This window comes from Pseudomonas sp. R45(2017) (assembly GCF_002112305.1).
Taxonomy (GTDB): Bacteria; Pseudomonadota; Gammaproteobacteria; order Pseudomonadales; family Pseudomonadaceae; genus Aquipseudomonas; species Aquipseudomonas paraglycinae.
Window position 1 is genome coordinate 23,123 of sequence record NZ_NEHH01000016.1, and the last position, 25,773, is coordinate 48,895.

The 25,773-nt window shown below is 62.3% G+C and carries 22 protein-coding genes; 16 read left to right on the plus strand and 6 right to left on the minus strand.

All coding sequences use genetic code 11. The annotated features are described in order from the left end of the window. The first annotated feature begins 19 nt into the window (after positions 1 to 19). From CAF74_RS27455 to CAF74_RS27525, 15 genes are all read left to right on the plus strand, one after another. Positions 20 to 1,045 (plus strand): polysaccharide biosynthesis/export family protein, encoded by a 1,026-nt coding sequence (locus CAF74_RS27455; RefSeq protein WP_085748435.1) that lies wholly within the window; start codon positions 20 to 22, stop codon positions 1,043 to 1,045. A 17-nt stretch (positions 1,046 to 1,062) separates the two neighbouring features. Continuing rightward, positions 1,063 to 2,655: a Wzz/FepE/Etk N-terminal domain-containing protein gene (locus CAF74_RS27460; protein WP_085748436.1), complete on the plus strand. Its 1,593-nt coding sequence runs from the start codon at positions 1,063 to 1,065 to the stop codon at positions 2,653 to 2,655. 35 nt (positions 2,656 to 2,690) lie between these two features. Further along, positions 2,691 to 3,743: a glycosyltransferase family 4 protein gene (locus tag CAF74_RS27465; protein WP_371857365.1), complete on the plus strand. Its 1,053-nt coding sequence runs from the start codon at positions 2,691 to 2,693 to the stop codon at positions 3,741 to 3,743. Next, positions 3,740 to 5,110: an O-antigen ligase gene (locus CAF74_RS27470; protein WP_085748438.1), complete on the plus strand. Its 1,371-nt coding sequence runs from the start codon at positions 3,740 to 3,742 to the stop codon at positions 5,108 to 5,110. Before CAF74_RS27465 ends, CAF74_RS27470 begins: the two co-directional genes overlap by 4 nt. Next, complete coding sequence (locus tag CAF74_RS27475) at positions 5,107 to 6,075, plus strand: glycosyltransferase (protein WP_085748439.1); 969 nt, start codon at positions 5,107 to 5,109, stop codon at positions 6,073 to 6,075. The genes CAF74_RS27470 and CAF74_RS27475 overlap by 4 nt, the downstream gene beginning before the upstream one ends. Beyond that, on the plus strand, positions 6,068 to 7,204 hold the full coding sequence (locus tag CAF74_RS27480) for a glycosyltransferase (RefSeq protein ID WP_085748440.1): 1,137 nt from the start codon (positions 6,068 to 6,070) through the stop codon (positions 7,202 to 7,204). The genes CAF74_RS27475 and CAF74_RS27480 overlap by 8 nt, the downstream gene beginning before the upstream one ends. A gap of 13 nt (positions 7,205 to 7,217) precedes the next feature. Continuing rightward, positions 7,218 to 8,219: a polysaccharide deacetylase family protein gene (locus CAF74_RS27485; protein ID WP_085748441.1), complete on the plus strand. Its 1,002-nt coding sequence runs from the start codon at positions 7,218 to 7,220 to the stop codon at positions 8,217 to 8,219. Beyond that, positions 8,216 to 9,523: a lipopolysaccharide biosynthesis protein gene (locus CAF74_RS27490; RefSeq protein WP_085748442.1), complete on the plus strand. Its 1,308-nt coding sequence runs from the start codon at positions 8,216 to 8,218 to the stop codon at positions 9,521 to 9,523. The genes CAF74_RS27485 and CAF74_RS27490 overlap by 4 nt, the downstream gene beginning before the upstream one ends. Continuing rightward, positions 9,520 to 11,439: a hypothetical protein gene (locus tag CAF74_RS27495; protein WP_085748443.1), complete on the plus strand. Its 1,920-nt coding sequence runs from the start codon at positions 9,520 to 9,522 to the stop codon at positions 11,437 to 11,439. Before CAF74_RS27490 ends, CAF74_RS27495 begins: the two co-directional genes overlap by 4 nt. Before the next feature lie 68 nt (positions 11,440 to 11,507). Continuing rightward, positions 11,508 to 12,197, plus strand: coding sequence for a GNAT family N-acetyltransferase (locus CAF74_RS27500; RefSeq protein ID WP_085748444.1), 690 nt, complete (start codon positions 11,508 to 11,510; stop codon positions 12,195 to 12,197). A gap of 4 nt (positions 12,198 to 12,201) precedes the next feature. Next, the gene (locus tag CAF74_RS27505; protein ID WP_085748445.1) at positions 12,202 to 13,389 is read left to right on the plus strand and encodes a GNAT family N-acetyltransferase; all 1,188 of its coding nucleotides are present in this window, start codon (positions 12,202 to 12,204) and stop codon (positions 13,387 to 13,389) included. Beyond that, a complete protein-coding gene (locus CAF74_RS27510) occupies positions 13,361 to 14,149 on the plus strand; it encodes a ChbG/HpnK family deacetylase (RefSeq protein WP_085748475.1) in 789 nt (262 codons plus the stop codon). The genes CAF74_RS27505 and CAF74_RS27510 overlap by 29 nt, the downstream gene beginning before the upstream one ends. Before the next feature lie 117 nt (positions 14,150 to 14,266). Further along, positions 14,267 to 14,959, plus strand: a complete 693-nt coding sequence (locus CAF74_RS27515; RefSeq protein ID WP_085748446.1) for a GNAT family N-acetyltransferase — start codon at positions 14,267 to 14,269, stop codon at positions 14,957 to 14,959. Positions 14,960 to 15,107: 148 nt separating this feature from the next. Beyond that, positions 15,108 to 15,401 (plus strand): type II toxin-antitoxin system RelE/ParE family toxin, encoded by a 294-nt coding sequence (locus CAF74_RS27520; protein WP_085748447.1) that lies wholly within the window; start codon positions 15,108 to 15,110, stop codon positions 15,399 to 15,401. A 2-nt stretch (positions 15,402 to 15,403) separates the two neighbouring features. Further along, on the plus strand, positions 15,404 to 15,712 hold the full coding sequence (locus CAF74_RS27525) for an addiction module antidote protein (RefSeq protein ID WP_085748448.1): 309 nt from the start codon (positions 15,404 to 15,406) through the stop codon (positions 15,710 to 15,712). Between the two features lie 12 nt (positions 15,713 to 15,724). Here the strand turns inward: CAF74_RS27525 and CAF74_RS27530 are convergent, their stop codons facing one another. After that, complete coding sequence (locus CAF74_RS27530; RefSeq protein ID WP_085748449.1) at positions 15,725 to 16,531, minus strand: class I SAM-dependent methyltransferase; 807 nt, start codon at positions 16,529 to 16,531, stop codon at positions 15,725 to 15,727. A gap of 163 nt (positions 16,532 to 16,694) precedes the next feature. On the opposite strand from CAF74_RS27530, the gene CAF74_RS27535 reads away from it, so the two are divergent. Then, entirely contained in the window at positions 16,695 to 17,063 is a 369-nt protein-coding gene (locus CAF74_RS27535) for a hypothetical protein (protein WP_085748450.1), read from the plus strand. Here the strand turns inward: CAF74_RS27535 and CAF74_RS27540 are convergent. The 5 genes from CAF74_RS27540 to CAF74_RS27560 all read right to left on the minus strand — a co-directional run bounded on the left by CAF74_RS27540 (position 17,054) and on the right by CAF74_RS27560 (position 25,562). Continuing rightward, complete coding sequence (locus CAF74_RS27540; protein WP_085748451.1) at positions 17,054 to 18,490, minus strand: sigma-54 dependent transcriptional regulator; 1,437 nt, start codon at positions 18,488 to 18,490, stop codon at positions 17,054 to 17,056. The two genes, CAF74_RS27535 and CAF74_RS27540, sit on opposite strands and share 10 nt — an antisense overlap. Beyond that, entirely contained in the window at positions 18,459 to 19,952 is a 1,494-nt protein-coding gene (locus CAF74_RS27545) for a HAMP domain-containing sensor histidine kinase (RefSeq protein WP_085748452.1), read from the minus strand. Before CAF74_RS27545 ends, CAF74_RS27540 begins: the two co-directional genes overlap by 32 nt. A gap of 106 nt (positions 19,953 to 20,058) precedes the next feature. Then, positions 20,059 to 21,150, minus strand: a complete 1,092-nt coding sequence (locus CAF74_RS27550; RefSeq protein WP_085748453.1) for an SCO family protein — start codon at positions 21,148 to 21,150, stop codon at positions 20,059 to 20,061. Then, positions 21,147 to 23,954 (minus strand): multicopper oxidase domain-containing protein, encoded by a 2,808-nt coding sequence (locus tag CAF74_RS27555; RefSeq protein ID WP_085748454.1) that lies wholly within the window; start codon positions 23,952 to 23,954, stop codon positions 21,147 to 21,149. The genes CAF74_RS27550 and CAF74_RS27555 overlap by 4 nt, the downstream gene beginning before the upstream one ends. Positions 23,955 to 24,113: 159 nt before the next feature. Further along, positions 24,114 to 25,562, minus strand: coding sequence for an ATP-binding protein (locus tag CAF74_RS27560; RefSeq protein ID WP_085748455.1), 1,449 nt, complete (start codon positions 25,560 to 25,562; stop codon positions 24,114 to 24,116). Positions 25,563 to 25,773: the final 211 nt, after the last annotated feature.

Consider the following 25,773-nt stretch of genomic DNA (forward strand, 5'->3'; position numbering starts at 1 on the left):
AACCGCAAAGGATGACGCCATGAACGCCAGGATTCTTGTGCTGCTGATGCTGCCGCTTGCAGGCTGCTCGAGCACCTCCGAAACCCAGAACATGCCGGTGAACATTCTCACCGCCACCCCGGCCAACTCCCAGGCCACCGACATGCCGAAGATCGAGCAGACCCTGCGCCCGCAGGATGTGCTGGACGTGATCTTCCACATCAGCACCAGCGGCTCGGACGCTTACCGCGTGCAGTCGGGTGACCAGATCGGCCTGAACTTCACCGCCGCCAGCCAGCTCAATGGCAACCAGTTGGTACTGCCGGACGGCACCATCGAACTGCCGGGCGCCAACACGTCGGTGAAAATCGCCGGGCTGACCAGCGAAGAAGCGCGCCAGGAAATCCAGCGCGCCTATCAACGCAAACAGTTGTTCCAGCCCAACCGCAATCAGTTGACGGTGCAGATCATCAGCCCGCTGACCAACGAGCAGAACCTGAAAAGCGCCCTCAACCACCCGGCCACCGGCATGAGCCGCGAGATCACCGTCGGCACCGACGGCTACGCGAGCTTCCCGGAAATCGGCGCGGTGCCGCTGCAAGGCATGACCGTCAACCAGCTCGAAGCCTTCCTCAACAAAAAGTACGCACAACTGCCGGGCCGCATGACCGTGGACGTGCTGCTCAAGTCCACCGCAGGCAACGAAATCTATGTGCTGGGTGAAGTCGGCCAGCCGGGTTCCTACCCGATCCGCCGGCCGGTGTCGGTGCTGGAGGCGCTGACCCTGGCGCGCGGCACCAACGTCAAGGCGCGGCTCGATTCGGTGGTGATCATGCGCCGCAACGGCAATCAGGTGCAGGCCGTGCGTTACGACGTCGAGAAAGCGTTGTCGGGCGAGGCGCCGCAAATCGCCTACCTGCAACCGGACGACATGCTGTACGTGCCGAAAACCAAACTGGCCAGCGCCGGCGAACTCGCCCGGCAACTGGCCGACGTGGTGCTGTTCCAGGGCGTGGGCTTCAGCTTCGGCTACCGCGTCGACAACAAAGACAGCAACAACAACTGACTCTCAGGTGACCGACCATGAATCCAAAGGAAAACTACCTGCATGAGTTCTTCAGGATCTTCTTCGCCAACAAGCAATTGGTGAAACGGGTCTTCCTGGTCTTTGCAGTGATCGCGCTGGTGCTGCCGCTGCTGCTCAAACAGAGCTTCGATATCACCGCTCAGGTAATCGTGCAGTCGAAAAAACTTTCACAGGGCGACGCCACCACGTCGCTGACCGTGGACAACGCCACCTTCATCCCGCCATCGCTGGCGGACATGGAAACCGAGAGCAACATCCTGCGCTCGCCGGCGCTGATCCGTCAGACCATCAGCGAACTGCGCGACAAGGGCGAATACACCCCTTCGCCCGGCATGTTCAGCAAACTGGTGGGCGAACCGTTCAAGCGCTACATCAGTTCGCCGCTGCGCCAGTACGTGATCAACCCCGTGCGCAACACCCTGGGGCTTGAAACCGATCCGGTGCGCGACACCGCGCTCGACGCGCTGACCCAGGATGCGATAGACAGCCTGAAAATCGAGACCCTGCCTGGCTCCAACGTGATCTCGATCGTCTACAGCTTCCCCGATCCGCACCAAGGCACGACCTTCGTCTCTGCCCTGCTGCAAAACTACCTGGTGAGCCGTCAGGCGCTGCAATCGATCGATTTGCCGCAATCGTTCTACGAAACCAAGAAACACCTGTATCAGGTGCGCCTTGATGGACTGGAAGGCAATCGCCAGGCGTTGCTGGAAAGTGTCGGCGCGTCGGATCCGAAGGAGGAAATCACCTTCCGCCTCAACGCGATCAACACCGAAGAGCAGGCGCTGAACCTGTATCGCGACCGCCTGCTGCAAAGCCAGCGCTGGCTCGAGTACCTGAAGACCGCGCTGGCTGCCGCCAGTAACAGCAAACTCAACGACTACACCTTCCCCTACACCTTCACCACCACGGTCGACAACGTGGCGTTCGAGGATCGGGAAATCAAACAGATGGGCGAGCAACTGACCACCCAGGTCAGCCGTTACATGAATGATCTGGCGGTGTTCCAGCCGGGCAGTGAACCGATGTTGCTGACCCGCGAGCAGATTGCCCGCACTCGCCAGCAGTTCCTCAAGGTGGTGAGCAATCGTATTCAGGAACGCACCAACGATCTGGCGGTGGTCCAGCAGGTGATCGATCAGAAAACCGCGCGCATTGCCGAGTTCAAGAACCGCATCCACGAGTTGCAGCAAACCCAGAGCAAACTGCGGCAGATGGACACCGAGATCGACGCGCTGCACGCCGCGTTCTCGACCTACGCCCAGCGTTTTGCCGAAAGTAGCACCACCCGTTCGCTGAGCGACGACCTGTCCAACGCCCGGGTCTTGAGCCCACCGTTCGAACCGACCGAACCGGCGTTTCCCAAGCCGATGCTGATCATTCCGTTCGGGCTGTTCACCGGTCTGTTGCTGGCGATTGCACTGGTCTACGTGCGTGAGTTCTTCGATCACCGCTTCAAACATCCGGCGCAAATCAGCCACGAGCTGGGCCTGCCGGTGCTGCTGGTGATCAACGACCAGAACGCGCAACCGAGCAACCCGCACAAGAACTGGACCGTGCCGAGCTTCGTGCACTGGGTGCGCAATTGAACACGTCCGCCACCCCGAACGCCGCCCTGCCGATCATGCATTTGCTCAGCAGCGGTGGCTTCTATGGGGCCGAGCGGATGTTGCTCGATCATTGCCTGGCGACGCCGGGGCAGCACCAGGTGCTGTTCCTCGATGCGCCGCCGGAATTGATCGCGCGCTTTCGCGAGGCCGGCGTCGATGCACAAGGCTGCGCAGGGCTCGGTGCCCTGCTGCGGCACTTGGGTCAGCGGCGCGGTGAACGTCCGTTGATCAATACCCACAATTTCAAAGGCCTGTTGTTCGGCTGGGTCGGCGCCACGCTGTTGCGCCTGCCGCTGGTGATCACTCAACACGGCTTCACCCCGCGCAGCCGCAAGCAGAAGTTCTACACCTGGCTGAGCCTGCAACTGTGCCGCACGGCGTCGGTGGATCGGGTGGTGTGTGTCGCCGAAAGCATCGCGGTGTTGCACCGTCAGGCCAGCGTCCGCGCGGAGAAATTGCAGGTGATTCCCAACGGATTGCCGGCAGCCGCCGCGCTGCTTTCCGATGCGCCAAGACAACGCTGGCTCGCCGGTTACGTCGGGCGTTTGAGCAGTGAGAAAGGCCCGGATCTGTTTCTCGACGCGCTGATCCCGCTGTGTCACCAGCACCCGCAACTCGACGCGGTGATGCTCGGCGACGGCCCGGAACGCGAAGACTTGCAGGCACGGATCGACGCCGCCGGTTTGCAGCAGCGCATCCGCTTGCCGGGTTACCAGACCGACATGCGGCACTGGTGGCAGCAACTCGATGCGCTGGTGATCAGCTCGCGCACCGAAGGTACGCCAATGATTCTGCTGGAAGCGATGCAGGCCGGGGTGCCGGTGGTGGCATTTGGCGTCGGCGGGATTCCCGACGTGCTGGAGAACCGTCACAACGGTTTGCTTGCGGCCCCCACCGACAGCGCCGCCCTCGCCCGCCAGCTCGACACCTTGCTGTCCGAGCCTGGCCTGGCACGGCAACTGCGCGACAACGCAAAACGCACGCAACAGGATCGCTACGACCTCAAGGCCCTGGCCGAACGCTGGTCGCAGCTGTACATCCGCACGGCACGGGAGGCACGCGCATGATTTTCCCGCTCTCGATCGTCAGTCTGCTTGGGCTGGCCTGCATCGCTCTGCTGGCCAGCCCCTGGCCCTACCTCGCGCCAGGCGCAGTGCTCGGTCTGGTGGGGTTCGCGGTGTTGTACCGCAAACCGACCTGGGGCCTGCTCGGCATCGTCGCCCTGGTGCCGTTCGAGGGTTTCTTCAAGGACAGTTCACTGTCCGGAAGCAAACTGATCGGCGCTTCGCTGGCGGTGATCCTGATGCTGCAACTGGCGATGCACCAGATTCCCTCGGATCGCCTGCGCAGCAATATCTGGCGCTTTCTGATCGCCTTCATGACCCTGTACTTTCTGAGCCTGCTCAACACTGATGACATGGGCATGTCGCTCGGTCACCTGCGGGAAATCAGCGTCGGCCTGATTCTGTTTGTCATCACCCTGCTGATCGGCCGCGAGCTGAACCTCGACCTGTTTGCCCGACTGGTGACCCTGGCCGTCAGCACCACCTGCGCCATGGCCATGTTCTCCACCAAATTCCAGGATCAGGGCCGCGCCGCCGGCCTGCTCGAAGACCCCAACGCCTTCGCCCTGCTGATTGCGTTTGCCATTCCGCTGGCGCTGCTGCTGGTGATCCGCAGCCCGAACCTGTTGCATCGGCTGTTCTGGGGCGGTTGCTGCCTGCTGTTGCTCGGCGGCATGACCAAGACCGAATCGCGCTCCGGGCTGGTGGTGCTGGCCTTGAGTCTGGTGATTGGTTGCTGGCACTACCGCGCGCAACTGGCGCGGATTCGCCCGCGTCATCTGGGCTTTGCCATGCTCGGCGCAGCGATCGTGATTCCGCTGGCGATCTACGCGATGCCTGCCGGCTACATCGCGCGCATCCAGTCCCTCAGCGTGTTGAGCGCCGGGGCCAAGGGGCACAACGACGAGTCCCTTGGCCGCCGCGCATCGTACATCGTGGTCGGCAGCCAGATGATCCGCGAGAACCCGTTGCTTGGCTCCGGCCCCGGCACCTTCCCGCTGCACTACGCCACCACCGGCTACGCCAAGGCGTTTTCCGCCAACCGCAAAATCGGCGACCTGTACCGCCGGGCGCATAACACTTACCTGGAAATCTTCAGTGAGCTGGGGGTTCCTGCCGGCCTGATGTTCGTCGGTATGCTCGCGCTGGGTCTGTACAACCTGGCGCGGGCACGCACGGCGTGGATGTTACGGCGTGACTGGCAACAGGCGGATCTGATGACCCATCTGGGGGTGAGTTTTCTTTCGCTGACGCTGTTCCTGATGTTCCTCAGCGCGCCGAATCAGAAATACGTATGGATCATGCTCGCCATGACCAGCGTCTTGCGCCTCAAAGCCGAGCAGGCACCGCTGACGGAGAGCAGGACATGAGCCGGATCAGTATCGTCATCCCGATGTACAACGAGGCCCGGCACATTGGCCGCACCTTGCTGGCCGCGCAAAAAGCGGCGCACGCGGCGGATGTCGAGTGTGAACTGATCGTGGTCGACAACGGATCGAGTGACGAAGGGCCGCAGATCGCCCGGCAGTTCGGCGCCCACGTACTGGTGATGCCAGGCCTGCTGATCGGCGCGTTGCGCAATCGTGGGACCGCCATCGCCACCGGGGAATGGCTGGCGTTCATCGATGCCGATATCGAGATGCCGGAAGACTGGTTGCACCCATTGTTCGACATCGAAGCCAGTGGCCAGGCTGATGTCTTCGGTCTCGACCTGCACACCCCCGCCGCCGCGCCGTGGTACGCCACTGCATGGCAGCGCCGGACCTTGCGCCCGACCACTCACACCAGCCATGTCGTCGACTGGCTGCCCAGTGCCAACCTGCTGATGCGTCGGCGCTGGTTCGACAAGGTCGGCGGTTTCAACGAAACCCTGCGCACCGGCGAGGACAAGGAGTTCACCTTGCGCCTGAGAGAACACGGCGCGCGGCTGCTCTCGATCAATGAAAGCGTGGCCCTGCACTGGGGTTACGAAATGAACTGGCGCGAGTGGATGGGCAAGGAACTGTGGCGTCAGGGCAGTCATCTGCAATTGCTGCGCAGCCACGGTTTCAGCCTGCGCCTGTTGCGGTTCCCGATGCTGTCGATCTTCGTCTGGATTCTGGATTTCCTGGCGATATCCGCGCTGCTTGACGGGTTTCCCCATCACGCCGCGATCATGGTGATGCTGACGCTGGTGCCGGGGCTGGTGCTCAGCGTGCGCCAGAGCGCCAAGCACCACAACGTCTGCCTGACCCTGCAACTGTGGGGCCTGCACTGGCTGCGCCTGCACCTGGCGGGCGCCGCGTTCATTCTCAGTCTGTGTCATTGGAACGCCAGGAGGCCTGCCCGTGGCTGAATTCATTTTCTGGATGTGCCTGCTGCTGCCGGCGTACGCCTATGTCGGCTATCCACTGCTGCTGACGCTGCTCGCGCCGCTGTTCCCGGCGTGGCGTCACAGCCCGGCACCGCCGCTGAACGTCAGCATCGTGATCGCCGCCCACAACGAGGCGCGGCACATCGAACACAAGCTGCGCTCGCTGCTGTCCCAGGATTATCAGCCGGCGACCTTGCAAATCATTCTGGCCAGCGACGGTTCCACCGACGATACCGTGGCCTGCGCGCACAAGGTCGTCGACCCGCGAATCACCGTGCTCGACCTGCCCCGCCAGGGCAAGGCCGCCACGTTGAATGCAGGTACGGCGCTGGCTACGGGCGACATTCTGGTGTTCACCGACGCTGACAACCAATGGTCGCGGGAAACCCTCGGCTACCTGCTGGCGCCGCTGAGCGATCCGCAGGTCGGCGCCTGCGCCGGGCACATGGTGATCCCGGTCACCGGTGGCGGACTGAGCATTGGCGACAGCCTTTATCGGCACTACGAGGGCTGGTTGCGCCGGGTCGAGAACCGTACCGGCTGCATGGTCTCCGCCGACGGCGCCCTGCTCGCCCTGCGCCGCGAACTGTTCGAGAACGTGCCGGCCGAGGTCAACGACGACTTCTTCATAAGCACCTGTGCACCAGTGAAATTCAAACGCATCGTCTACGTGCCCGAAGCGCAAGTGATCGACCACGGCGTGGACGAAGCGGACAAGCAATTCCGTCGGCGCCAGCGGGTCACCGTCGGCGGCCTGCAAAGTCTGGCGCAACGCAGTGCACTGCTCAATCCGTTGAAGCATGGGCTGTATTCGATTGCGTTGATCAGCCACAAGTTGATCCGTCGCCTGGCGCCGATCCTGTTGCTGCCGCTGCTGCTGAGCAATTTCTGGCTGTGGGAAGAGCACGATTTCTATCGCCTGAGCCTGATCGCGCAATTGATCGGCTACGCCATCGCGATTGCCGGCCTGCTGGATTCACAACACCGCTTGCCCAAGCCGTTCCGCCTTGCGGCATTCCTGCTGGTGACACTGGCGGGCATGAGCATCGGCTTGTGGCAGTTCCTGCGCGGCCAGCGTTATGCCCAATGGAACCCTGACCAAAACCGTTGAGAGGGATCGAGCCATGGCGATCAAGCAACTGATTAAACGCACCAGCGGCTGGCTCTATCTCAACTCGTCCGTGGGGCGAAACCAGCTGCACGGCGCCGGCGTGATACTGATGCTCCACCGGGTGCTGTCCAACGACCGCGCCGCCGACCTGCCGCACCGCAACGAACTGTGCGTCGGGCCCAAGGCCTTCGATCACTTGCTGGTGTGGCTGCGCAAGCATTTCGATTGCGTGCCGCTGATGGAGATCCTGCAACCCAATGCCTTGCGCACCGAGCGTCCGCAAGTGGCATTGACCTTCGACGACGGCTGGCGCGACAACGCCGCCAATGCCTTTCCGTTGCTGCAGAAACATCAGGTGCCGGCGAGCATTTTTCTTTCCACCGATTTCATCGGCAGCCGTCAGCGTTTCTGGTGGGAAAGCATCGGTGAAACCCTGTGGGGCAGCCACGGTGAAAAACCACGCATGCACCTGATCGAATATCTGCAGTCGATCCACCATCCCGTGCCGGTTTTGCTGGACGACATCGACGTGGACCGGCGCAGTCTGACCCTGTTGCATTACCTGCAAGGGCTTAAAGCGCTCGATCCGAAGATACTCGAACGCCTGACCGACGAGTGTCCGCAGGAGTCGTTGCCACAAGCGCTGGACTGGCATCAGGTGCGGGCGATGGAAGCGTCGGGGCTGGTGCGTTTCGGCCCCCACGGCGCCAGTCACGCCATCCTCACCGGCCTTGACGATGTGCGCCTGGGCGAAGAAATCAGCCGCAGCCGCGATGCCCTGCTCAATGGCTGCAACCGGCCGCTGCCGGTGTATTGCTACCCCAACGGCGACAACGACGAGCGGGTGCGCGAGCAGATCGCCAATCACGATTACCCCTTCGCGCTCGGCACCGGCAGTGGCATCTATCGCGGCACCGGCGATCCGCTGAACCTGCCGCGTTTCGGTGTCAGCCAGCGCACCGCGCGCAATCCGCAACTGCTGTCGTGGCGGATCTATCGCGGGGCGCGGCCATGAGTCGAGGCAGTTACCTCAAGCATCTGGCGCTGAGCATGGGCACCAAACTGGCGATGATCGCCCTGCGCCTGCTGAGGAATGTGCTGCTGGCGCGGATTCTCGGCCCCAGCGAACGGGGCCTGTTCGCCCTGCTCAGCACCCTGCCGGACCTGATCAGCGCCGCCACCAGCGGCGGCCTCAATTCGGCGGTAGGTTATCAGGCCGCCAAGCAACGACCGATGGGCTTGTTGCTCGCGCAAGTGCTGGTGTTCGGCTGTCTGCTGGCGGGTTTGTTGACTTTGCTGGTGGTGGCGCTGGTGCGCGAGTTCGGCAGTGAACTGGACGTAACGATGCAACTCGGTCTGCTGGCGTGGCTGTTGCTGCTGGCGGTGCCGTTGACCGTACTGAAAAGCGGCTTGCTGACCTTGCACAATGCGTCCGGCGGTGTGGTCGCGTTCAATGCCTTGCGGCTGGTGGAATCTTTCGCGCCGCTGCTGCTGTTTCTCGCGCTGTTCTGGATGTGGAAAGAAGCAGCCCTCGAAGCCGCACTGATCAGTTGGCTGGCCGGCATCAGTCTGGTGGTGCTGGTCGGCTGGCTGTGGCTCAAACGCGCGCAGCCGTTGCAGCTGCAGTGGGATCGCGCCAGCCAGAACGAACTGCTGCGCTTCAGTGCCCGCAGCCATCCGGATCTGCTGTTCCAGCAAGTGATCCTGCGTTCCGATTACCTGTTCATCGGCGCCCTGCTCGGCAGCACCGCCCTCGGGCATTACGCGATGGCCAGCGCCGCCGCCGAATTGCTGCTGATCGTTCCGGAAGCGGTGACCACGCCGCTGATGAAACGCCTGCTGCAACAGGATGAAGGCATGGACAAGGTCACGCCACTGGCGCTGCGCCTGACCGCCACGGTGATGCTCGGCGCCTGCCTGACCATGGCCGTGATCGGCGAATGGCTGATCGTCACCCTGTTCGGCGTCGCCTACCAGCCGGCGTATCCGGCGCTGCTCGCATTGCTGCCGGGGCTGCTGGGCCTGTGTTACGCGAGCATCCTGCGCCTGGACCTGATCGGCAAGAATCGCCCCGGCACGGTGTCGCTGCTGATGGGGATCGGCGCGCTGCTCAATCTTGCGCTGAACCTGCTGCTGATTCCGGCCTACGGCATCGTCGGTGCAGCGGCAGCGTCGTCGATTGCCTATCTGGCGGTGACCGTGGCGATGCTGGTGTTGTACTGCCGGTTGAGCGGCGTGGCGTTCTGGCAAACCCTGATCATTCTGCCCAGCGACCTCACGCCGATGTGGCTGATGTTGCAGCGTCGGAAGGCAGCATGAAAGGCCTGGCCCTGCTGCTCGGTCTCGGCCTGTCGCTGGACGCCTTCGCGGCGTCGATGCGTTGGGGCGACATTCGCGACGGCAGTCTGTACCTGCAAGCGGATCGCCCCGACACGGTGACCGTGCGCTGGGCGCCGGCGTGGCAGGCGGAGGCCAACGAAGAGCACATTTACCTGCTCGACGGCCGCGGCCAGTTACAGGGCGAGCGCTTCATCAAGGCCAGTGAAACCCGTGGCAGCCAGAGCTGGCCGTTGGCGCCGGGGGCCGCGAGTTATCAGCTGGAAATCCCCGGCTACAGCTTCCGCAGTTACCGGGTCGAGCACGACGAAACCACCGTGGCGCTGTTCGCCCCGGCCAAGGTGCATTTCAGTGCGGAAACCCGTAACGGCGATGAACTGTATTTCAAGGTCGCCGCGGGTGAGCGCGCGATATTGGCGGGCAAGTTCCACGGCGGAGTCAGCGCCCTGCAAGCGCAGCGGGTCGGTGACGGTCAGCCCCTGACACTGGCGCTGAAACCCTATCGCGCCTATTGGCAGTTCGATCAGGTGGCGTTGCCGGTCAGCGAGCGCGAACAGGTCTGGCGCCTGCGTCTGCAAGGCAGCGGCAAAGCGGCGTTCTGGCTCGACGGTACGGCCAATCTGTTCGCGCAGACCCCGCAACAGCTCAAACCGCTGCACGAAGACGACGGCCAGACGCGCCTGACCCTGCACGACAAAGTCCTCGGCCGCACCCCGGATCTGGGCATCGCCCTGCCCTACGTGATGCCGCCGCCCGCCAGTCATCCGCTGCTCGATGCGCTGAAACCGACGGCCGCCAGTTACTACAGTTTCGTCGACGTGACGGCGAAGAAGCCGCACTTCGAAGATGCGTTTCGCCAGGTCTATCAGGATCGTTTCGGCATTCGTCAGGACATCACCTTGCTCGCCGGCAGTCAGCGTCAGGCCGATCTGCGCGCCGACGTGCAAAGCAACAGCGGACTCGATGCCTGGCTCGCCGGCACCCGTGCGCTGGGCGGCAAAGGCACGCACTACATCGGGTTCGCCGACGAGCCTAACCTGAATTATTCGAGTTACGAGCAATACCGTTCGATCTTCACCAGCATGGCCCGGCAGGTGCGCAGCGATCCGGCGAATGGCAAGGCCGGTGTGCGCATTGCGATGCCGGCCAGTTCGCGATTGGTCAACGGCCCGTTCGCCGACAACGCAGCGAACAAGCGTGGCATCGACTGGGCGCGACGCCTGCTGAGCGAATCCGCCGATCAGGTCGATGCGCTGGCCTGGCACGAGTGGATGATTCGCGACCTGCTCGCCACCCGCGTCTACCGCGACAGCGTGCGCCGGGCGGCCGATCTGGTCGGCCTCGACGCCAAGGGCCAGCCGCGCAAGGCCTTGTTGCTGGACCAGACCAACCTGTCCAGCGGCTCGAGCCTGAGCCCCTACGATCAGGAAACCCATTTCACCTCGCTGTGGTGGGCCTCGGTGGTGATCAACGCCTCCCAGGACGGTTTGCTGACGATGCTCAACTGGTTCCAGGCCGCCGATGAGCCGCAATACCCCAAAGGCATGTTGCGGGTGCTGAGCGATGACCGCTTCGAGTTGAAACCGGTGGGCATGGCCCAGCAGTTCATCCAGCAACACTGGCTGCACAACGTGCTGTGGCTGGAGAACGACGCGTTCGAAGTCGATGTGCTGGCGATGGCCGGCGACGATCAGCGCGGGCTGCTCGGCGTGAACAAAGGCACGCGTTTGCAGCATGTCGATCTGGCGGGCGCGAAATGTCCATTGAACAACGGCGCGCTGCGCTACTTCGGCGCCGACAACCGCAGCCGCGACGCGCCTTTTCGCTGTCAGGACGGCCGCGTGCGCTTCGAACTGCCGGGACAGACCCTGTTTGCCCTGCGCTGGAGCGCCTCATGACCGCCCCGTTGATGTCCGGCCGCGCTGGCCTCTGGCCGCGCGATGACTCGTCATCAGGAGCAACGACCATGAACATGCTGCGCAAACTGACTGAAAACCTACGGCAGAAAGGACTCACTGCCACCGTGAAAAAGGTCTGGAAACACTACGTCTTTTCTCATCAGGAACTGCTGTGGATGGAGCGCGACCTTGTCAGTCCGGTGCCACCCCACAGCCTCAAACCCTATCCGCCGCTGCGGGTGGTGAAGATCACCCCGGACAACGTCAGCGCCTTCGCCCGCCACTTCGGTGACCGGATCGGCACCATGGCCGAGCTGGCCCGGGAGAATCACACCGGGCACATGCACCTGGACGATCAGGGCCATGCGGTGGCGTTCATCTGGGGCAGCGCCCGGGACTACTTCGACCGTCACTACTACGGCTGCCTGTTCCCGGTGAAACCCGGCGAGTTCTTCGAGTTCGGCGGCGAACTGACCCGCTCGTACTGGGGCACCGAGCTGTCGGTGGATCTGCAACTGGAACTGTGGAAAGCCATGGCCGCCCAGGGCTGTGACAAGGTCGTGGACGTCTGCGAGTTCCACAACATCCCGGCGCTCAAGCTGCACTTGCGCATGGGCTATACCGAACAGGGCCGGATCATGAACATCTACAAACTGTTCGGTCGCTGGCGCTTCTACCGCGAAACCCGCTACAGCGGCTCGCGCCTGGAGGCGCTGCGCAAACCTTCCCGTCCACCTGTCACAGCAACGGCGACCTGAGCCTATGGCGCGATTCGAATGGCGCACCTCGTTGTGCGCACCTGACTTCCCGGCGGCGGCCTATGAAGCGCTGCGCCTGCGGGTGACGGATCACACGCCGTTCAACAGCCTCGACTGGCTGTGTGCGGCAGAGCAGGCGCTCGATGCGCACGAGCGGCTGCATGTATTGCTGGGTTGGGAAGCAGACGAATTGCGCCTGTGCCTGCCGCTGGTGGCGATCCGTGAACAATTTTTCGGATTGCCGTTTCGGGTGGTGCATCACCTGGGTTATCCGCTGGCCGATCGCCTGGCGTTGTTATCACAGCTGAACGCCGACGACATGCGCCAAGCCCTGCGGCTGATTCGCCAGCGAGTGCCCCACGCCCTTTTGCAATTTAACGAAATCTCCGAGCCGGTCGGCGACGAAAGCGTGCTCACCGAATGGATGGCCCACAGTTCCACCGGCGAACGTCGCTTGAGCTGTCGGGTGCCGGTGCACCTGATCAGCGAGGCTGACCGCCAGGAAGTCTCGGGCGACCCGCGCTACAAACTACGCCGGGCGCGCAAGCGGATTGCCGCGTGCGGTGCCGAGGTCCGGCGGATCACGCCCGACGCAACCAGCATGGGCCCGTTGTTGCAGGCTATCAGCGAAGTCGAAGCGGTCAGTTGGAAAGGCGACGAAGGCGTCGGAATCTTTGCCAGCGACCGCAGCCGCCGCTGCATGGAAAACGCCTTCAACGCCCTCGCCGCTTCGGATCGGGTGCGCGTGGTGATGCTGGAACTGGACGGACGTTGCATCAGCTATCGGCTCGGCCTGTTCGAACAGGGCCGGCTCTACGATTACAACCTCGCCTTCCTGCCGCAATACGCCGACCTTGGCAGCGGCCGGGTGTTGCTGGAGGAATGGATTCGCTGGGGGCTGGACGACAACTGGCGCTGGATCGATGCCTCGCGGGTCAGCCTGGAAAATTCCAGCCATCAATTGCACGAACGCATGACCGGGCAACTGGAACACTGGCGCTGGAGCTTCTACTCGTGGCGCCCGAGCGGCCTGTTGCTTGGGCTGGGGCTGCGCGTCTGGCACCGGCTCAAGCCTGCGTTGCAACAATGGCGGGCGAAGCGTGCGGCGGCCAAAGCGGCGGTCATTGCGACACCTGTGATCAACCCCACCACGGAGGGCGAACATGCCTCGCCAAGTCATAGTCAACGCTGACGATTTCGGCCTGAGCCCGAACGAAAACGCGGTGATCCTCGGTGCGTTCCAGGCCGGGGTCATCAGTTCCGCCACCGCCATGGCCAACATGCCGGCGTTCGAAGCGGCCTGCGCCATGGCCCGGCTGCCGTTGCTGGAAGGCCGGATCGGCCTGCACTTCAACCTGACCTACGGTCGGCCCTTGAGCCGGGCCATTCTCGAACGTCGCACCTTCTGCGACAGCCACGGCGTGTTCGACCTCAGCCTGGCGCGCCACAGCCTGTGGCTGGGCCGGGAAGATCGCGAAGCGGTGCAGGAAGAATTGCAGGCGCAGTGGCAGCGCTGCGTCGATCACGGCGTGCGTCCCAGCCACCTCGATTCGCATCAGCACGTGCACAACATCTGGCCGATCGGCGAGATCGTCGCGCGCTTCGCTGCCCATCAAGGTGTGCCGGTGCGCCTGGCGCGCAACCTGGGGCAAAACCTCAGCCTGCCCAAACGCGTGTTCAAGGGTTTGCTCAATCGCCGATTGCAGGGATTGGCCGGGGTCACGGCCGATTACGTTTGCACCCCGGTGGACCTGCGCAACGCTGCTGCGCCGACCGACGGCGTGCTGGAAATCGTCGCTCATCCGAACCAGCTCGGGGCGGATTTCGGTGATGCCTATCTGCAACCCGGAGAGTCCCTGAGCCGCGTGCTAGAGCTGCGGCTGGCGGGGGTTCCACGGGTTTCCTATGCCGATCTGAACAAGGAATTTCTACGCGGTGCCGAGGCACTCTGAACCGTTACACAACTTGCAATACATTCAAAGCTGGCGCTTTGACATGAACTTGCAGGGCTGATCTATACCCACAAAAGCGTCATCCACAACACCCGGGCTCCGGCCTCGGAGGGCATCATGAGCGTCATTGAAAAGCTGCGTGAACGTATCAAGCAAAAAGGCCTGGGCCGCACCTTCGGCACGTTGTGGAAACGCTACGTGTTCTTCCATTGGGAACTGTTGTGGATGGAGCGCGACCTGGTCAGCCCGGTACCGCCGCACAAGCTGCGCCCCTACGACGGCCTGCGCAAAGTCGACATCACCGCCGAGAATGCCGGCGCGTTCGCCAAACACTTCGGTGACCGGGTGCAGACCATGGCCGAACTGGCCAACGAAGGCCACACCGGGCACATGTACCTGGATGCCGACGGCCATGCGGTGGGATTTATCTGGGGCAGCACTCGTGACTACCACGACCGCCACTATTACGGCTGCACCTTCCCGGTCAAACCCGGCGAGTTCTTCGAGTTCGGCGGTGAAATGATCCGCGCCTACTTCGGCAGCAGCCTGTCGGTGGACGTGCAGGTCGCCCTCTGGGAAGCCATGGCCGCCCAGGGTTGCAACAAGGTGGTGGACGTCTGCGAAACCCACAACATCCCGGCGCTGAAACTGCACATCCGCATGGGCTACCACGAACAGGGCCGCGTCACCCACGTCTATTGCCTGTTCGGCAAATGGCGGTTCTTCCGCGAAACGCGCTATGAGGGTTCACGCCTCGATCCGCTGCGCAAACCGGGACGGCCGGTGGTGACGGCGGCTGCGCAGGCTTGAAGGTCCAAAGCAGCACTGTGGGAGCTATCGGAGACGCTAGCTCCTACATAATCTGAGACTACTTGCCTACACCTGCAGACGACACATCCAAGGCCGATAACAGAACCGGCTGACTGCTCGACCGTATCCAAATGGATACAGTCGAGCCATGAACTATTTCGTGCAACAGACATCCGTGTTCGTGACCTGGCATGCCTCTATTCGAGATCTCCGTGCCAAGGTAGCTATTGCCCGTCGCATAGATCGTGCATCAGCAGGTAATCTAGGCGACATTAAACCCGTAGGTGATGGTGTGTCGGAAATGCGCGTTGATGTCGGCGCCGGGTATCGGGTCTACTTCACGATGCGTAACGGTGTAGTTATCGTTTTGCTGGCCGGCGGCGACAAATCCACACAAAGCGCGGACATCAGACGTGCAAAAAAAATGGCAAAGGAGGTTTAACCATGAGCCAGACTTTGACAGCTTTTGATATGGCAGCACTGCTGGACAGTGATGAAGCCATCAGTGAATACCTATCCCAAGTGTTGGCCGACGGTGACAACGAAGAGTTTCTTCGTGCAATCGGTTATGTCGTCAAGGCGCGTGGCATGACGCAGATTGCGAAGGATTCGGGCATGGGGCGCGAAAGTCTGTACAAGGCTTTCGCACCAGGAGCCAAGCCTCGCTTCGACACGGTTCTTAAAGTCATTCATGCCCTTGGCATCGATCTGTGTGCACAACCGGGACATGTGCTGAATCACTCCACGTCCTGAAAGCTGCGCTACTCAGCGCTTCACCCCCACCCACGTAAAACACATCGGCATCTGCGCCTCGCGGTTCTGGTACTGGTCATACACTTCTTCCCGGTTCGAGTGCGGGTATTCCTTGAAGTGCGAGATGTTCAGGCCGGCCTCGAGGGCGGCGGTGAAGATCGCGCCGAGGCTGTGCACGAACCAGTAGGACTTGGCCGCCGGCTGTTCGACCTTGCCGACGTAGACGATCGGTTTTTCAAGCACGAACGGTTCTTTACGGAAATACGAGCTGGCGAAACGAAACGGGTCCTCGGCCTCGGGGTCGACCATTTCCAGGAACGGGTGGGTTTCGTAGATCACCAGTTGTCCCCCCGGTTTGAGAGTCGAGGCGACGTGGCGGAAGAATTCGCCGATGTCGGGCATCCAGTTAAGGACGCCGATGGTGATCAGTGCAACGTCAAAACGGCCGCGCAGCGATTCAGGCAAATGATGAATATCGGCTTCGATGAATTCGGCGTTGTGCGGCGAACGTTTGTTCAGTTCGCGGGCCTGTTCGAGAAACGCGCTCGACTGATCGATACCGACCACGTTCCGTGCGCCGAGGGCGAACAGTGACAGGCTTTCGCGGCCGTTGTTGCAACACAGCTGCACGACGTCTTTGCCATCGACACCGACCTGCTCGAGCAAGCCGCGTAGGGTGTCGTCGAGGCAGGAAAAATCAGCCTGCGCGACGTCGGTCAGCAAGGCCTGCCACTCGGGGGAGTCCTGGTGATGACGGGCGGAATCGTTCCACGCCTGACGATTGCTCTCGACGGCGTTTTTATTGTTTGGCACTTCCATGGCGCACTCCGGGCGATGCTCACAATTGAGCGGCCCGAGTCTAGATCAGCCTCGCGCAGCAGGTTGTTGCGAACTTGTAAGCCGACAACACCTGCACCAACGCCTGCACCACGGACAGCTATAGTTAATAGCCTTGGGGAAATCCGCTTCCACAGGTGCTGCCATGGGAATGTTCAATCGACTGCTTTTGTCCGCCTGTCTGCTCGCCGCCACCCAGGCGCAGGCGCTGGACAGCAACTTCGACTACTACGGGTCGGACCAGCCTTTTGCCCACCCTGCTCCGCCGTCGCTGTCCGCTCAGCCGCCCCGGCCGTTCGATGACACGCCGCCACAGGACTTCATCGTCATCCCGGATCGCCGTGTTTTCCAGGACTCGCAACTGCCGACCGTGGCCGATGCGACGGTGCGGGTGTTTATCCGCACCTACGATGCCGAGCGCGGCATTTACGTCAACGACGAAGTGCTGGACCCGACGTGCGTGCTCGAATGCCTCGGCACGCCCAGCCCACGCAGCAACGCGGTCTACCACTGACGCTTGTCCGGGCGTGCCAGGCCGAGTTTTTCGATGCGGTAGCGCAGCATGTCGCGGCTCAGGCCCAGCAGGCGCGCCGATTTGGTGACGTTCCAGTCGGTCTTGTCGAGCATCTTGCGCACCATGTCGCGTTCGACTTCCGGCAGGTTCATCGATTCGGTATTGCTCGCCGGGCGCGGTTCGAAGTGCGGGTGCGGCACCTCGTGCTGATGCTGCGGTGGCAGGTCATCGCACAGGCTCATGCACACGTTCAACTGGTGCGCGGCGATGGTATCGCCCTGCGCCAGCAGCACGGTCTGTTCGAGCATGTTGCGCAGTTCGCGCACGTTGCCCGGCCAGGTGTAACTGAGCAGCAGCTCTTCGGCCTGATCGCTGAAATGCAGGTTCGGTTTGCCATAGCGCTTGCCGTGGCTGGCGAGGAAGTGCCGGGCCAGCAGCAGGATGTCTTCGCCACGGGCGTACAAGCGCGGGACCTTGATCGAGATGATCCGCAGGCGGAAAAACAGATCGCGGCGGAACTTGCCCTGCTGGACCATCTGCTCAAGGTTGCAATTGGTGGCGCTGATCACCCGCAGGTTGACCTTGCGCTCCTTCACCGAGCCGACCCGGCGAATGGTGCGATCCTCCAGCAATTTCAGCAGCTTGGCCTGGAGCACCAGATCCATTTCACCGATTTCATCGAGAAACAGCGTGCCGCCATCTGCGGCTTCCACCAGCCCGACCCGGCGGTCCTTGGCATCGGTGAACGCGCCTTTTTCATGCCCGAACAGCTCTGACTCCACCAGGTTGGCCGGAATCGACGCGCAGTTGAATTCAATGAACGGGCCTTTGCTGCGCGCGCCGTCGAAATGCAGCGCGCGGGCGACCAGTTCCTTGCCGGTACCGGTTTCGCCCTCCACCAGAACCGGCGGCAGATCGCCGTTGGCCATGCGCCGCTCGGCGTCGAGCAACTGACCGATGGTGTTCTTCAGGTGCAGCATAGGCGCCGATTCGCCGATCAGCGCCTGCACTCCGGATTTCTGCGCCTCGCGCTCCTGGTAGAACGACAGCGTGCGCTCCATCCGTTCGGTGGCCAGGGCCTTGTCCAGCAGCAGTTTGAGTTCTGGCAGCGCGACCGGTTTGGTGACGTAATGAAAGGCGCCCTCCTTCATTGCGACCACCGCGTCTTCGACGTTGCCGTAACCGGTCATCATGATCACTTTCAGGTCCGGCGCGCTGATGCGCAGCTTCTGGATCAGATCGTGACCGCTCATGCCCGGCAGCGAGTTGTCGGTCAGGACGATGTCCGGCATGAAGCTTTCCAGTTGCCCCAGCGCGTCCTCGGCCGAGTGGCAGACCGTCACCTCGAAGTCTTTGCGCTCCAGGTAGGTCTGAATATTTTCGGCCAGCAGTTCGTCATCCTCGACCAGCAGAATGCTGTGTTCCATATTCCCCTCCCGATGCCACTCTAAAGTTGAGACTGACGCGGGTTCCTTCCTGCTCGCGGCTGGTCAGCATGACCGAACCCTGAAACCGCTCCATGATTCGCTTGACCAGCGCCAGGCCGACCCCGAGGCCGCCCTGCTTGGTGGTGAAAAACGGTTTGAACACCAGTTGTTGCTGCTGCGCGCTCATGCCTTTGCCGGTGTCGCTCAGGGTCATGCGCACCTGACCGGCCTGCGCCGTTTCAATCTCGACACTGAGTACGCCGCCTCTGGGCATCGCTTCCAGGGCATTGGCAAACAGGCTATTGAGAATTTGCGTGAGCAGCACCTGTTGACTGACCACCGGCGGGCAATCTTGTGGTGCGAATCGCACTTCGACGCCGTTGCGCCGGATCAGCGCATCAAACGCCCCCAGGGTGTCCTCGACCGCCGCCAGCAGGTCCACCGCCTCGCCGTCGTCACTCATCGGGCGCAACGACACCAGCAGTTCGCGAACCCAGCGCGACATGCGGTCGACCTGGCTGATGATGTCGCCGATGTTGCGTTGCGCGCCGGGGCTGGCGATTTCCTGGGCCAGCTCGGCGCTGGAACGAATGGTCGCCAGCGGGTTGCGCAGGCTGTGGGCCACCGCCGAGGACATCTCGCCCAGAGCGACAAAGGTTTCATTGCTGATCAGTTGCTGCTGCTGGCTCTGCAGCAGCGTCGAGGCGCGCCGCACGATCCAGAACAAGCCGAGGTAAATCGCCGCGCCGCCGAGGATCGTCGCAGCCCAGATCGAGGCGAACCCTCGGTCGATACGGTCGACCAGATCGGCCGGCTCCTTGTAAATCTCGACCATGGCGACCACTTTGCTTTTGTCGGCGTTGAACATCGGAATGTAGTTTTCGATGAACAGGTATTTCGGTTCGCGGGACAGCCGCTGCTCGGGTTTTTCATCGTCGATCTTGTGATAACTGGAAGACACCGGGACTTTCATCTCGAACGACTCATCCAGCTCGTCGTCGTCTTCAAACTTGACGTTGATCAGTTCGGGGTTGGTCGACCAGATGACCGTGCGGTCCAGGGCGTAAACCGTGGCCAGCAGAACATCCGGCAAATGTTCGACATGATCGAGAAACTCGGCACGGGCCATTGCATGGGACAGCGGATCGACGTCGGGGTAGTTCCCGTCCTGGCGCGAGTCGAGCATCTCGCCCATGGTCCGTTGCGGCGTGATGTTGGCATGGCGCATTTCTGCATCGCCGATGGCCTGCACGAATTGCGCGGTGAGCAGCGCATCGCGCTCCACGCTTTCGGTGACCACGAAGCGCGTGGAGATATACCCCAGCCCCAGCGCCACGGCCGCGATGATGAAAAAACTGGCCAGCGAAAACCAGCGCAGCAGATTGAACTGCCCGCCCCAGCTCTTGATGGCCGCCAGCGCGAGGTTCGGTGCCGATGTTTTCTGTTCTTCCAGTCGTTGCATGGGGATGCCCTGGCGTTCTGGTATCGAGCCGGTTACAGCCGCCCTCTCTCGAATGAGTGTAGGTGGCAATGACCGTGACACACGGTTCAATGATGCTATTTAGCCGCTACTGCATTCGACTCACCGTTTCGCTGACAGAAGCCGGTTTTACTGGCGTCAATGCCCCGTCGGCCAAGGGCTGCACGGACGGATGCTGACGCTCGGTTTCGGCACTCAGAAAGTCGATGATCGACTGCGCCGAGGCCTCGTCCAGGCGCAGATTGGGCATCGGGATACGCTCGTATTGCTCGAACAGTTGCAGTGCGACCGGATCTTTCTCCGCCAGCACGCGATCCGGTTCGCGGATCCAGCGATTGAGCCAGGCCGGATCACGCTGGTGGGTCACGCCGATCAGGTCCGGGCCGATGTTGCGCATGCCGATGCCTTCGCCGTCCTGCGGGCCGAGGCTGTGACACGAAGCGCAGCGGGTGCGGAACAGTTCTTCGCCATTGCTCGGCGGACGAATCTGCGGAGCGTCGGCGTAGCTTTCTTCGGTGCTGGCCTGTTTCCAGTTCTGCAGCGTGTTGGCGAGCTGGTCGGCGAGGATCCACGGGTTCTCGAACGGCGAGGCTTTCATCCAGCGCCCGGTGCTCTGGTTGCCGACGATCAGGCTCAGGTTGTGGTCCTTGGTGCGGCCGTTGTCGACGCCTTCGATAAACAGCCCGAGCTTCTTGCGCAACTCGGTGACGTCTTCGAACTCGCCGGTGAGGAATTTCCAGCCGGGGCCGACCTTGAAGCGTTGCGCATAGGCCTTGAGCACTGCGGGGGTGTCGCTCAGCGGATCGATAGTGATCGAGTAGAAGAAGATGTCTTTCCCGACCCGGTCCCCCAGCAGTTTCTGCACCTGGCGCAAGCGTGCGGTTTCCAGTGGGCAGGAGTCGCTGCACGAAGTGAAGATGAAGTTGATCACCACCACCTTGTCTTTGATCAGGTCATCGAAAAAGCGCACCTGCCGACCGTCCTGGTCGGTCAGCAGGGTGTTGGGGAAATAGTCGCCACCCCACGGGGTGGCGGACTCACTGGCGCCTTCGGGCTGCGCCTGATGGGCGATGAGCACCTGGCTGCCGAGCAGGCAGGTGACCAGCACCAGAATCAGGTGCATGCCCAGGGCGCGGGAGCGCGGCGTTGGCTGGGTCGTGTCGGCTCCCTCCCTTTTCATGGTTTCACGGTCACTTGCGGGCCGAAGCCGTCGCCGGTGCGGAAGGTTGGCAGCGCGGCGGAGTTGACGTAGCGCACGCCATCCCAGCTCGGCAGCGGTGTCGGCATCAACTGCAGTTGCCCGGGTTTCTCGAGGTCCCAACGCAGCAGCATCGAGTTGTCCTCATGCTGGGTGTTGTGACAGTGCTCCATGTAAGTCCCGGCGAACTCGCGGAAGTTGATCGCCATCTCGACGCTGTCCAGCCCGTCGGCCTCCGAACCGATGCGATAGACGTCCTTGCGCGCCCATTTTTCCCATTCAGGCGGGGCCTTGCCGCCACGGCTGAGGATGATCCCCTCCTCGAAGTGCACGTGCACCGGATGACTCCAGCCCGTGCCGCCGGCCTTGATGTTCCACACTTCCAGGGTGCCGATGCCGCTGACTCCGGCGTCGGTCGGGCCGCTGGCCAGTTTGGTCGAGGCATTCAACCGGCGTGGGTCCATGTGGAAGCCGAAACCGCTATCGGTCTTGATCGTCCACGGCGCTTCATCGGTGCCGTCGGCGCGACCGAAGGTGAAGGTCCGGTGCAGCGCCTTGGCCAGCAGCGCCTTGTCGGCAGCGTTGTCACGGTGGATCTTCAGCGGAATCATCACCAGGCCTTCCGCCTTGCCCGGTTTGGCCGGTTCGTAGGCCGCCGGGTTCATCGACAGATCCTGGCCGGTATAAGCCTTGACGTTGAGTTGCAGGACCTTGCCTACCACCGGGTCACCCCGATCCCATTGCGGGCCCTTGCTGGTCTGTTTGATGACTGCCAGGTATTTCTCCGACAGCACGTCGGCCAGCGGGATCACTTCTTTCGGGCCCTTGCCGTCGTCTTGGGCCTGCAGGTTGACGAAGAACAGCTTGTCGCCCGGTTTGATGCCGTTTTTCGCAAAGTTGACGATGATGTCGAACCGCTCGGCGATGCCCTGAGTCGGCAGGATCGCGTTGTGGTTCTGCTTGTCGCCGTCGGCATCCAGGTCCATCGAGCCGTCGAACGGCACGCTGTGTTCCATGATGTTGCCGTCGTTGGCGATCATGTGGAACGGCACGCGGCTGTACGACACACCGGAGTTTCTCGGCCCCTGGAATTCGCCGCCGGTGCCTTTGACTTCACGCACCAGCGCGAGCTTGAAGTAGCGCGACACCGAACCATTGAGGAGGCGGAAGCGATAACTGCGCGCCCGCACGTCGAGGGTCGGTTTCCATTGCCAGTTGACCAGCACCTGATCGCCGATGAAGCCATCGGTGTTGAACGGGTTGAACCACAGCTGACCCTGCTGATCCCAGGCTTTGTCGGCGAACACCAGGTTGACGTCATAGTCGCGGTTGCCCCACGGCAAGGCGCTGCCGCTGGGGAAACGCAGGTTGACGCCGTCGTTCACCGATTCGTTGCCACGGTCCAGGGCGCTGTAGTAGTTCATCATCGCCGCGTTGCCCTTGTAGACGTTCTGCGCGGTGAAATCGAGCATGTGGTCGTGGAACCAGTGGGTGCTCATGGTTTCGCGCCAGTCGCCGCGAATCCTGATGGTGCCGTGGTCGCAGGTCTTTTTCGCAGGCTGCAGGTCGTTGACCCACAGGGTTTCCCCCGGTGCGCACGGGAATGCGGCGCGTGGATCTTCAGCCTTGGTGTTAATGCTGTCATAACCGGCGAGCTGGATCGGCCAGCGATAGTCGTAAAACTGGCCGGGGAAGAAGAACGCGTTGGCATAACCGTCGCTTTCCGCTGGCGCGTGGCCGTTGTGCTCGTGGGTGGTGATGGTGTGCAGGCCGAAACCGCGGTTGGCCGATGGGTCGATCGGCAAACCGTTGTAGTGCCGCATCAGCACCGGTTGGCCGTAGCGCACCATCAACAGTTTCGGCGGCAGCGTACCGTCGAAGGTCCACACCGAGTTGTGGTCCTGAACCGGCATCGCCGGGTGGAACCGTGGATCGACACCCTTGGCCGTGCCATCCGTCGCCGGCACGCCCGCGACGTTGTGGTACAGACCGCCGGGGCCGAATTCGCCCACCGCATAACCGTGCATCTGCCGACTGTCACGCAGGCCGCCGTTCAGCCGCGCACCGGTTTGCACGGTCTTGTAGGCGACTTGCGGGTAGAACTCGTTCCAGCGCTGATGAGCCCAACCTTTTCCCGGTGGCCGGCCTTCGGCGGAGGAACCGATGTGACGGTTGAGGAACAGTTCGATCTGCGCCTGCCAAGGGTTGCGGTCAACCGTGTTGGCATACTGGCTCGGAAATGGCGTGAGCCCCGGTTGACGCAGGAATGCATCCAGCGCGGTGCCGGGTGGCGCGCTGCGGGCGATGTTGTTCGGGTCTTGCGCCGGTGCCGGGCCGATGGCCGCAGGCGGGAAGCTCAACGGCGCGGCCGGTGTGGTCGGGTCGAGTTTTTCCGGGCCGAACTCTTCGAACAGCACCAGTTGCTGAGTGAACGGCTGGGCACCGTACAGCGGGCTTGGCTTGCCGTTGGTGGGGTAATTGAAACTGGTCTGGACGGTGGGCGGCAGGATGTTTTCCGTGCGCGTCGTGTTGCGCGTGCCTTTGACCCCGTCAGGCAGATCGAAGGAGTCTACGTTGGCCTCGGGCATCGTCAGGATTGCATTGAGCGCGCCAGCGCGGTCTTCGGGCTCGTCGTAATAGGCCGACGGGTCGGACGCTTCCGGCTGATTCTCGTCGTCGATCGGGCTCGCTCGGACCGCGGACATCTGGCCCAGGGTCAACATCAGAAAGACGCTCAGTGGCGTCAACAGGAAAAGCTTTTTGGGGTCACGCATTGCTCTGTCCATCACCAGCCGCCTCATCTAAGGAAGGGGTGATGGTGTTTTGCAATTACCTCGCCAAAAAATCATTTCCAGTTGTTACAGGGACTTGCACGCGCTGTTGCATTCCCCACTCCCCGGTGACCGGGGCCTGACACCCACTGCTGGGGGAAAGTTCACCCCAATTTACTGAATGAGCTGAAACGCCAGACGAACGGTGGTGCCCTCGCCTTCACGGCTGTCCAGGCTCACGCCCCCGCCGAAGCGTTCCATGATCCGTTTGACCAGTACCAGCCCCACGCCGAGGCCGCCCTGCTTGGTGGTGAAGAACGGCCGGAACGCCATGCTGCGCTGTTCCTCGTTCATGCCTTTGCCGGTGTCGCTGAGTACAACGCTTACGCCACGGCTGTCGCTCGGTTCGAGGGTGATGGTCAGTGTGCCGCCCTTGTCCATCGCTTCCAGCGCATTGGCCAGCAGGCTGTTGAGGATTTGTGTGAGCTGCACCGGCTGGCTCAGCACCATCGGCGTCTGCTGAGGTTGAAACACCACGTGCACGCCAGCCTTGGCAATCTGCTGCTCGAACGCCATCAGGCTGTCGTGCAGCGCCGCCACCAGGTTCACCGGTTCCGGGTCGTCATTGAGCGGTCGCAACGATTGCAGCAGTTCGCGCACCCACTTCGACATGCGGTCGACCTGGCCGATGATGTCCTTGATGTTCTTCTGTGCCGGCCCCGCGTCGAACTCCAGCGCCAGCTCGGCGCTGGAGCGAATGGTCGCCAGCGGGTTGCGCAGACTGTGGGCCACTGCCGAAGACATCTCGCCCAGCGCGACAAAGGTTTCGTTGGCGATCAGTTGTTTTTGCTGGGCCGCCAGCAGAATCGCCGCCCGCCGCACGATCCAGTACAACCCCAGGTAAATCAGCCCGCCGCCCAGCGCGGTGGCCAGCCAGATCAGCGCCAGACCGCGCTCCATGCGGGCGATCAGGTCCTTGGGCTCCTTATAGATCTCGACCATCGCCGTGACGTTCTTGCCCTCGGCGTCGAACAGTGGAATGTAGTTTTCAATGAAGATGTATTCCGGCGGCACCACGAACTTCTGTTCTTCACGGCCCTTGTCTACGTTGTGGTAACTCGCCGACACCGGGATCTTTTCATCGAAGGCCCGGTCGAGGTCTTCGTCGGCATGAATGCGGGTGTTGACCAGCGCCGGGTTGGTCGACCAGATCACGGTACGGTCCGGCGCATAAATGTTGGCGAGGATCACATCCGGCAAATGCTCGATGTGATCAAGAAACTCACCTCTGGCGCTGGCCCGGGCTTGCGGGTCGACATCGGGAAAATCGTTGTCCTGACGAGGGTCGAGCAACTCCCCCATGGTGCGGATATTGGGGATCGAAACGTGGCGCACTTCCGCCGACGCGATGGCCTGAATGAACTGCGCAGTGAGCAAGGCATCGCGCTGCACGCTTTCTTCGATCACGAACCGTGTCGACACCGCCCCGAGCGCCACCGCCACGGTGCCGATCACCGCCATGCTGATCAATGAAAACCAGCGCAACAGGTTGAACGGCTGCTTGCGCGAGTTCAGCCGCTGGCTGCCCTCCTCGACCGGTAGCGTTTTTGACTGCATGTTCATGGCGGCGACTTCCCGATACGTCCCTATAGGGTTATAGCCCACGGTTGGGTGTTTGCCCGGATGCGGGGGGTGAACGGCCCCACGTTCGGCCGATTTCCCGGTCAGGCGAAAACCGCCAGGCGTTCATGCCCCCACAATCCCCAATGCTGGGGACAGTCGCCCTATCCGGACGTGCGTCCTTTTCCCCCACGACAAGCCGCGAACCCTTGCG

Bases quoted from the DNA above. Each gene is read 5' to 3' on its own strand.
- CAF74_RS27475 (WP_085748439.1), top strand. From the start codon at position 5,107: ATGAGCCGGATCAGTATCGTCATCCCGATGTACAACGAGGCCCGGCAC.
- CAF74_RS27530 (WP_085748449.1), bottom strand. From the start codon at position 16,531: ATGGAAGTGCCAAACAATAAAAACGCCGTCGAGAGCAATCGTCAGGCG.
- CAF74_RS27510 (WP_085748475.1), top strand. From the start codon at position 13,361: ATGCCTCGCCAAGTCATAGTCAACGCTGACGATTTCGGCCTGAGCCCG.
- CAF74_RS27550 (WP_085748453.1), bottom strand. From the start codon at position 21,150: ATGAAAAGGGAGGGAGCCGACACGACCCAGCCAACGCCGCGCTCCCGC.
- CAF74_RS27485 (WP_085748441.1), top strand. From the start codon at position 7,218: ATGGCGATCAAGCAACTGATTAAACGCACCAGCGGCTGGCTCTATCTC.
- CAF74_RS27560 (WP_085748455.1), bottom strand. From the start codon at position 25,562: ATGAACATGCAGTCAAAAACGCTACCGGTCGAGGAGGGCAGCCAGCGG.
- CAF74_RS27535 (WP_085748450.1), top strand. From the start codon at position 16,695: ATGGGAATGTTCAATCGACTGCTTTTGTCCGCCTGTCTGCTCGCCGCC.
- CAF74_RS27505 (WP_085748445.1), top strand. From the start codon at position 12,202: ATGGCGCGATTCGAATGGCGCACCTCGTTGTGCGCACCTGACTTCCCG.
- CAF74_RS27545 (WP_085748452.1), bottom strand. From the start codon at position 19,952: ATGCAACGACTGGAAGAACAGAAAACATCGGCACCGAACCTCGCGCTG.
- CAF74_RS27540 (WP_085748451.1), bottom strand. From the start codon at position 18,490: ATGGAACACAGCATTCTGCTGGTCGAGGATGACGAACTGCTGGCCGAA.
- CAF74_RS27455 (WP_085748435.1), top strand. From the start codon at position 20: ATGAACGCCAGGATTCTTGTGCTGCTGATGCTGCCGCTTGCAGGCTGC.
- CAF74_RS27515 (WP_085748446.1), top strand. From the start codon at position 14,267: ATGAGCGTCATTGAAAAGCTGCGTGAACGTATCAAGCAAAAAGGCCTG.
- CAF74_RS27520 (WP_085748447.1), top strand. From the start codon at position 15,108: ATGAACTATTTCGTGCAACAGACATCCGTGTTCGTGACCTGGCATGCC.
- CAF74_RS27525 (WP_085748448.1), top strand. From the start codon at position 15,404: ATGAGCCAGACTTTGACAGCTTTTGATATGGCAGCACTGCTGGACAGT.
- CAF74_RS27465 (WP_371857365.1), top strand. From the start codon at position 2,691: ATGCATTTGCTCAGCAGCGGTGGCTTCTATGGGGCCGAGCGGATGTTG.
- CAF74_RS27460 (WP_085748436.1), top strand. From the start codon at position 1,063: ATGAATCCAAAGGAAAACTACCTGCATGAGTTCTTCAGGATCTTCTTC.
- CAF74_RS27470 (WP_085748438.1), top strand. From the start codon at position 3,740: ATGATTTTCCCGCTCTCGATCGTCAGTCTGCTTGGGCTGGCCTGCATC.
- CAF74_RS27555 (WP_085748454.1), bottom strand. From the start codon at position 23,954: ATGGACAGAGCAATGCGTGACCCCAAAAAGCTTTTCCTGTTGACGCCA.
- CAF74_RS27490 (WP_085748442.1), top strand. From the start codon at position 8,216: ATGAGTCGAGGCAGTTACCTCAAGCATCTGGCGCTGAGCATGGGCACC.
- CAF74_RS27495 (WP_085748443.1), top strand. From the start codon at position 9,520: ATGAAAGGCCTGGCCCTGCTGCTCGGTCTCGGCCTGTCGCTGGACGCC.
- CAF74_RS27500 (WP_085748444.1), top strand. From the start codon at position 11,508: ATGAACATGCTGCGCAAACTGACTGAAAACCTACGGCAGAAAGGACTC.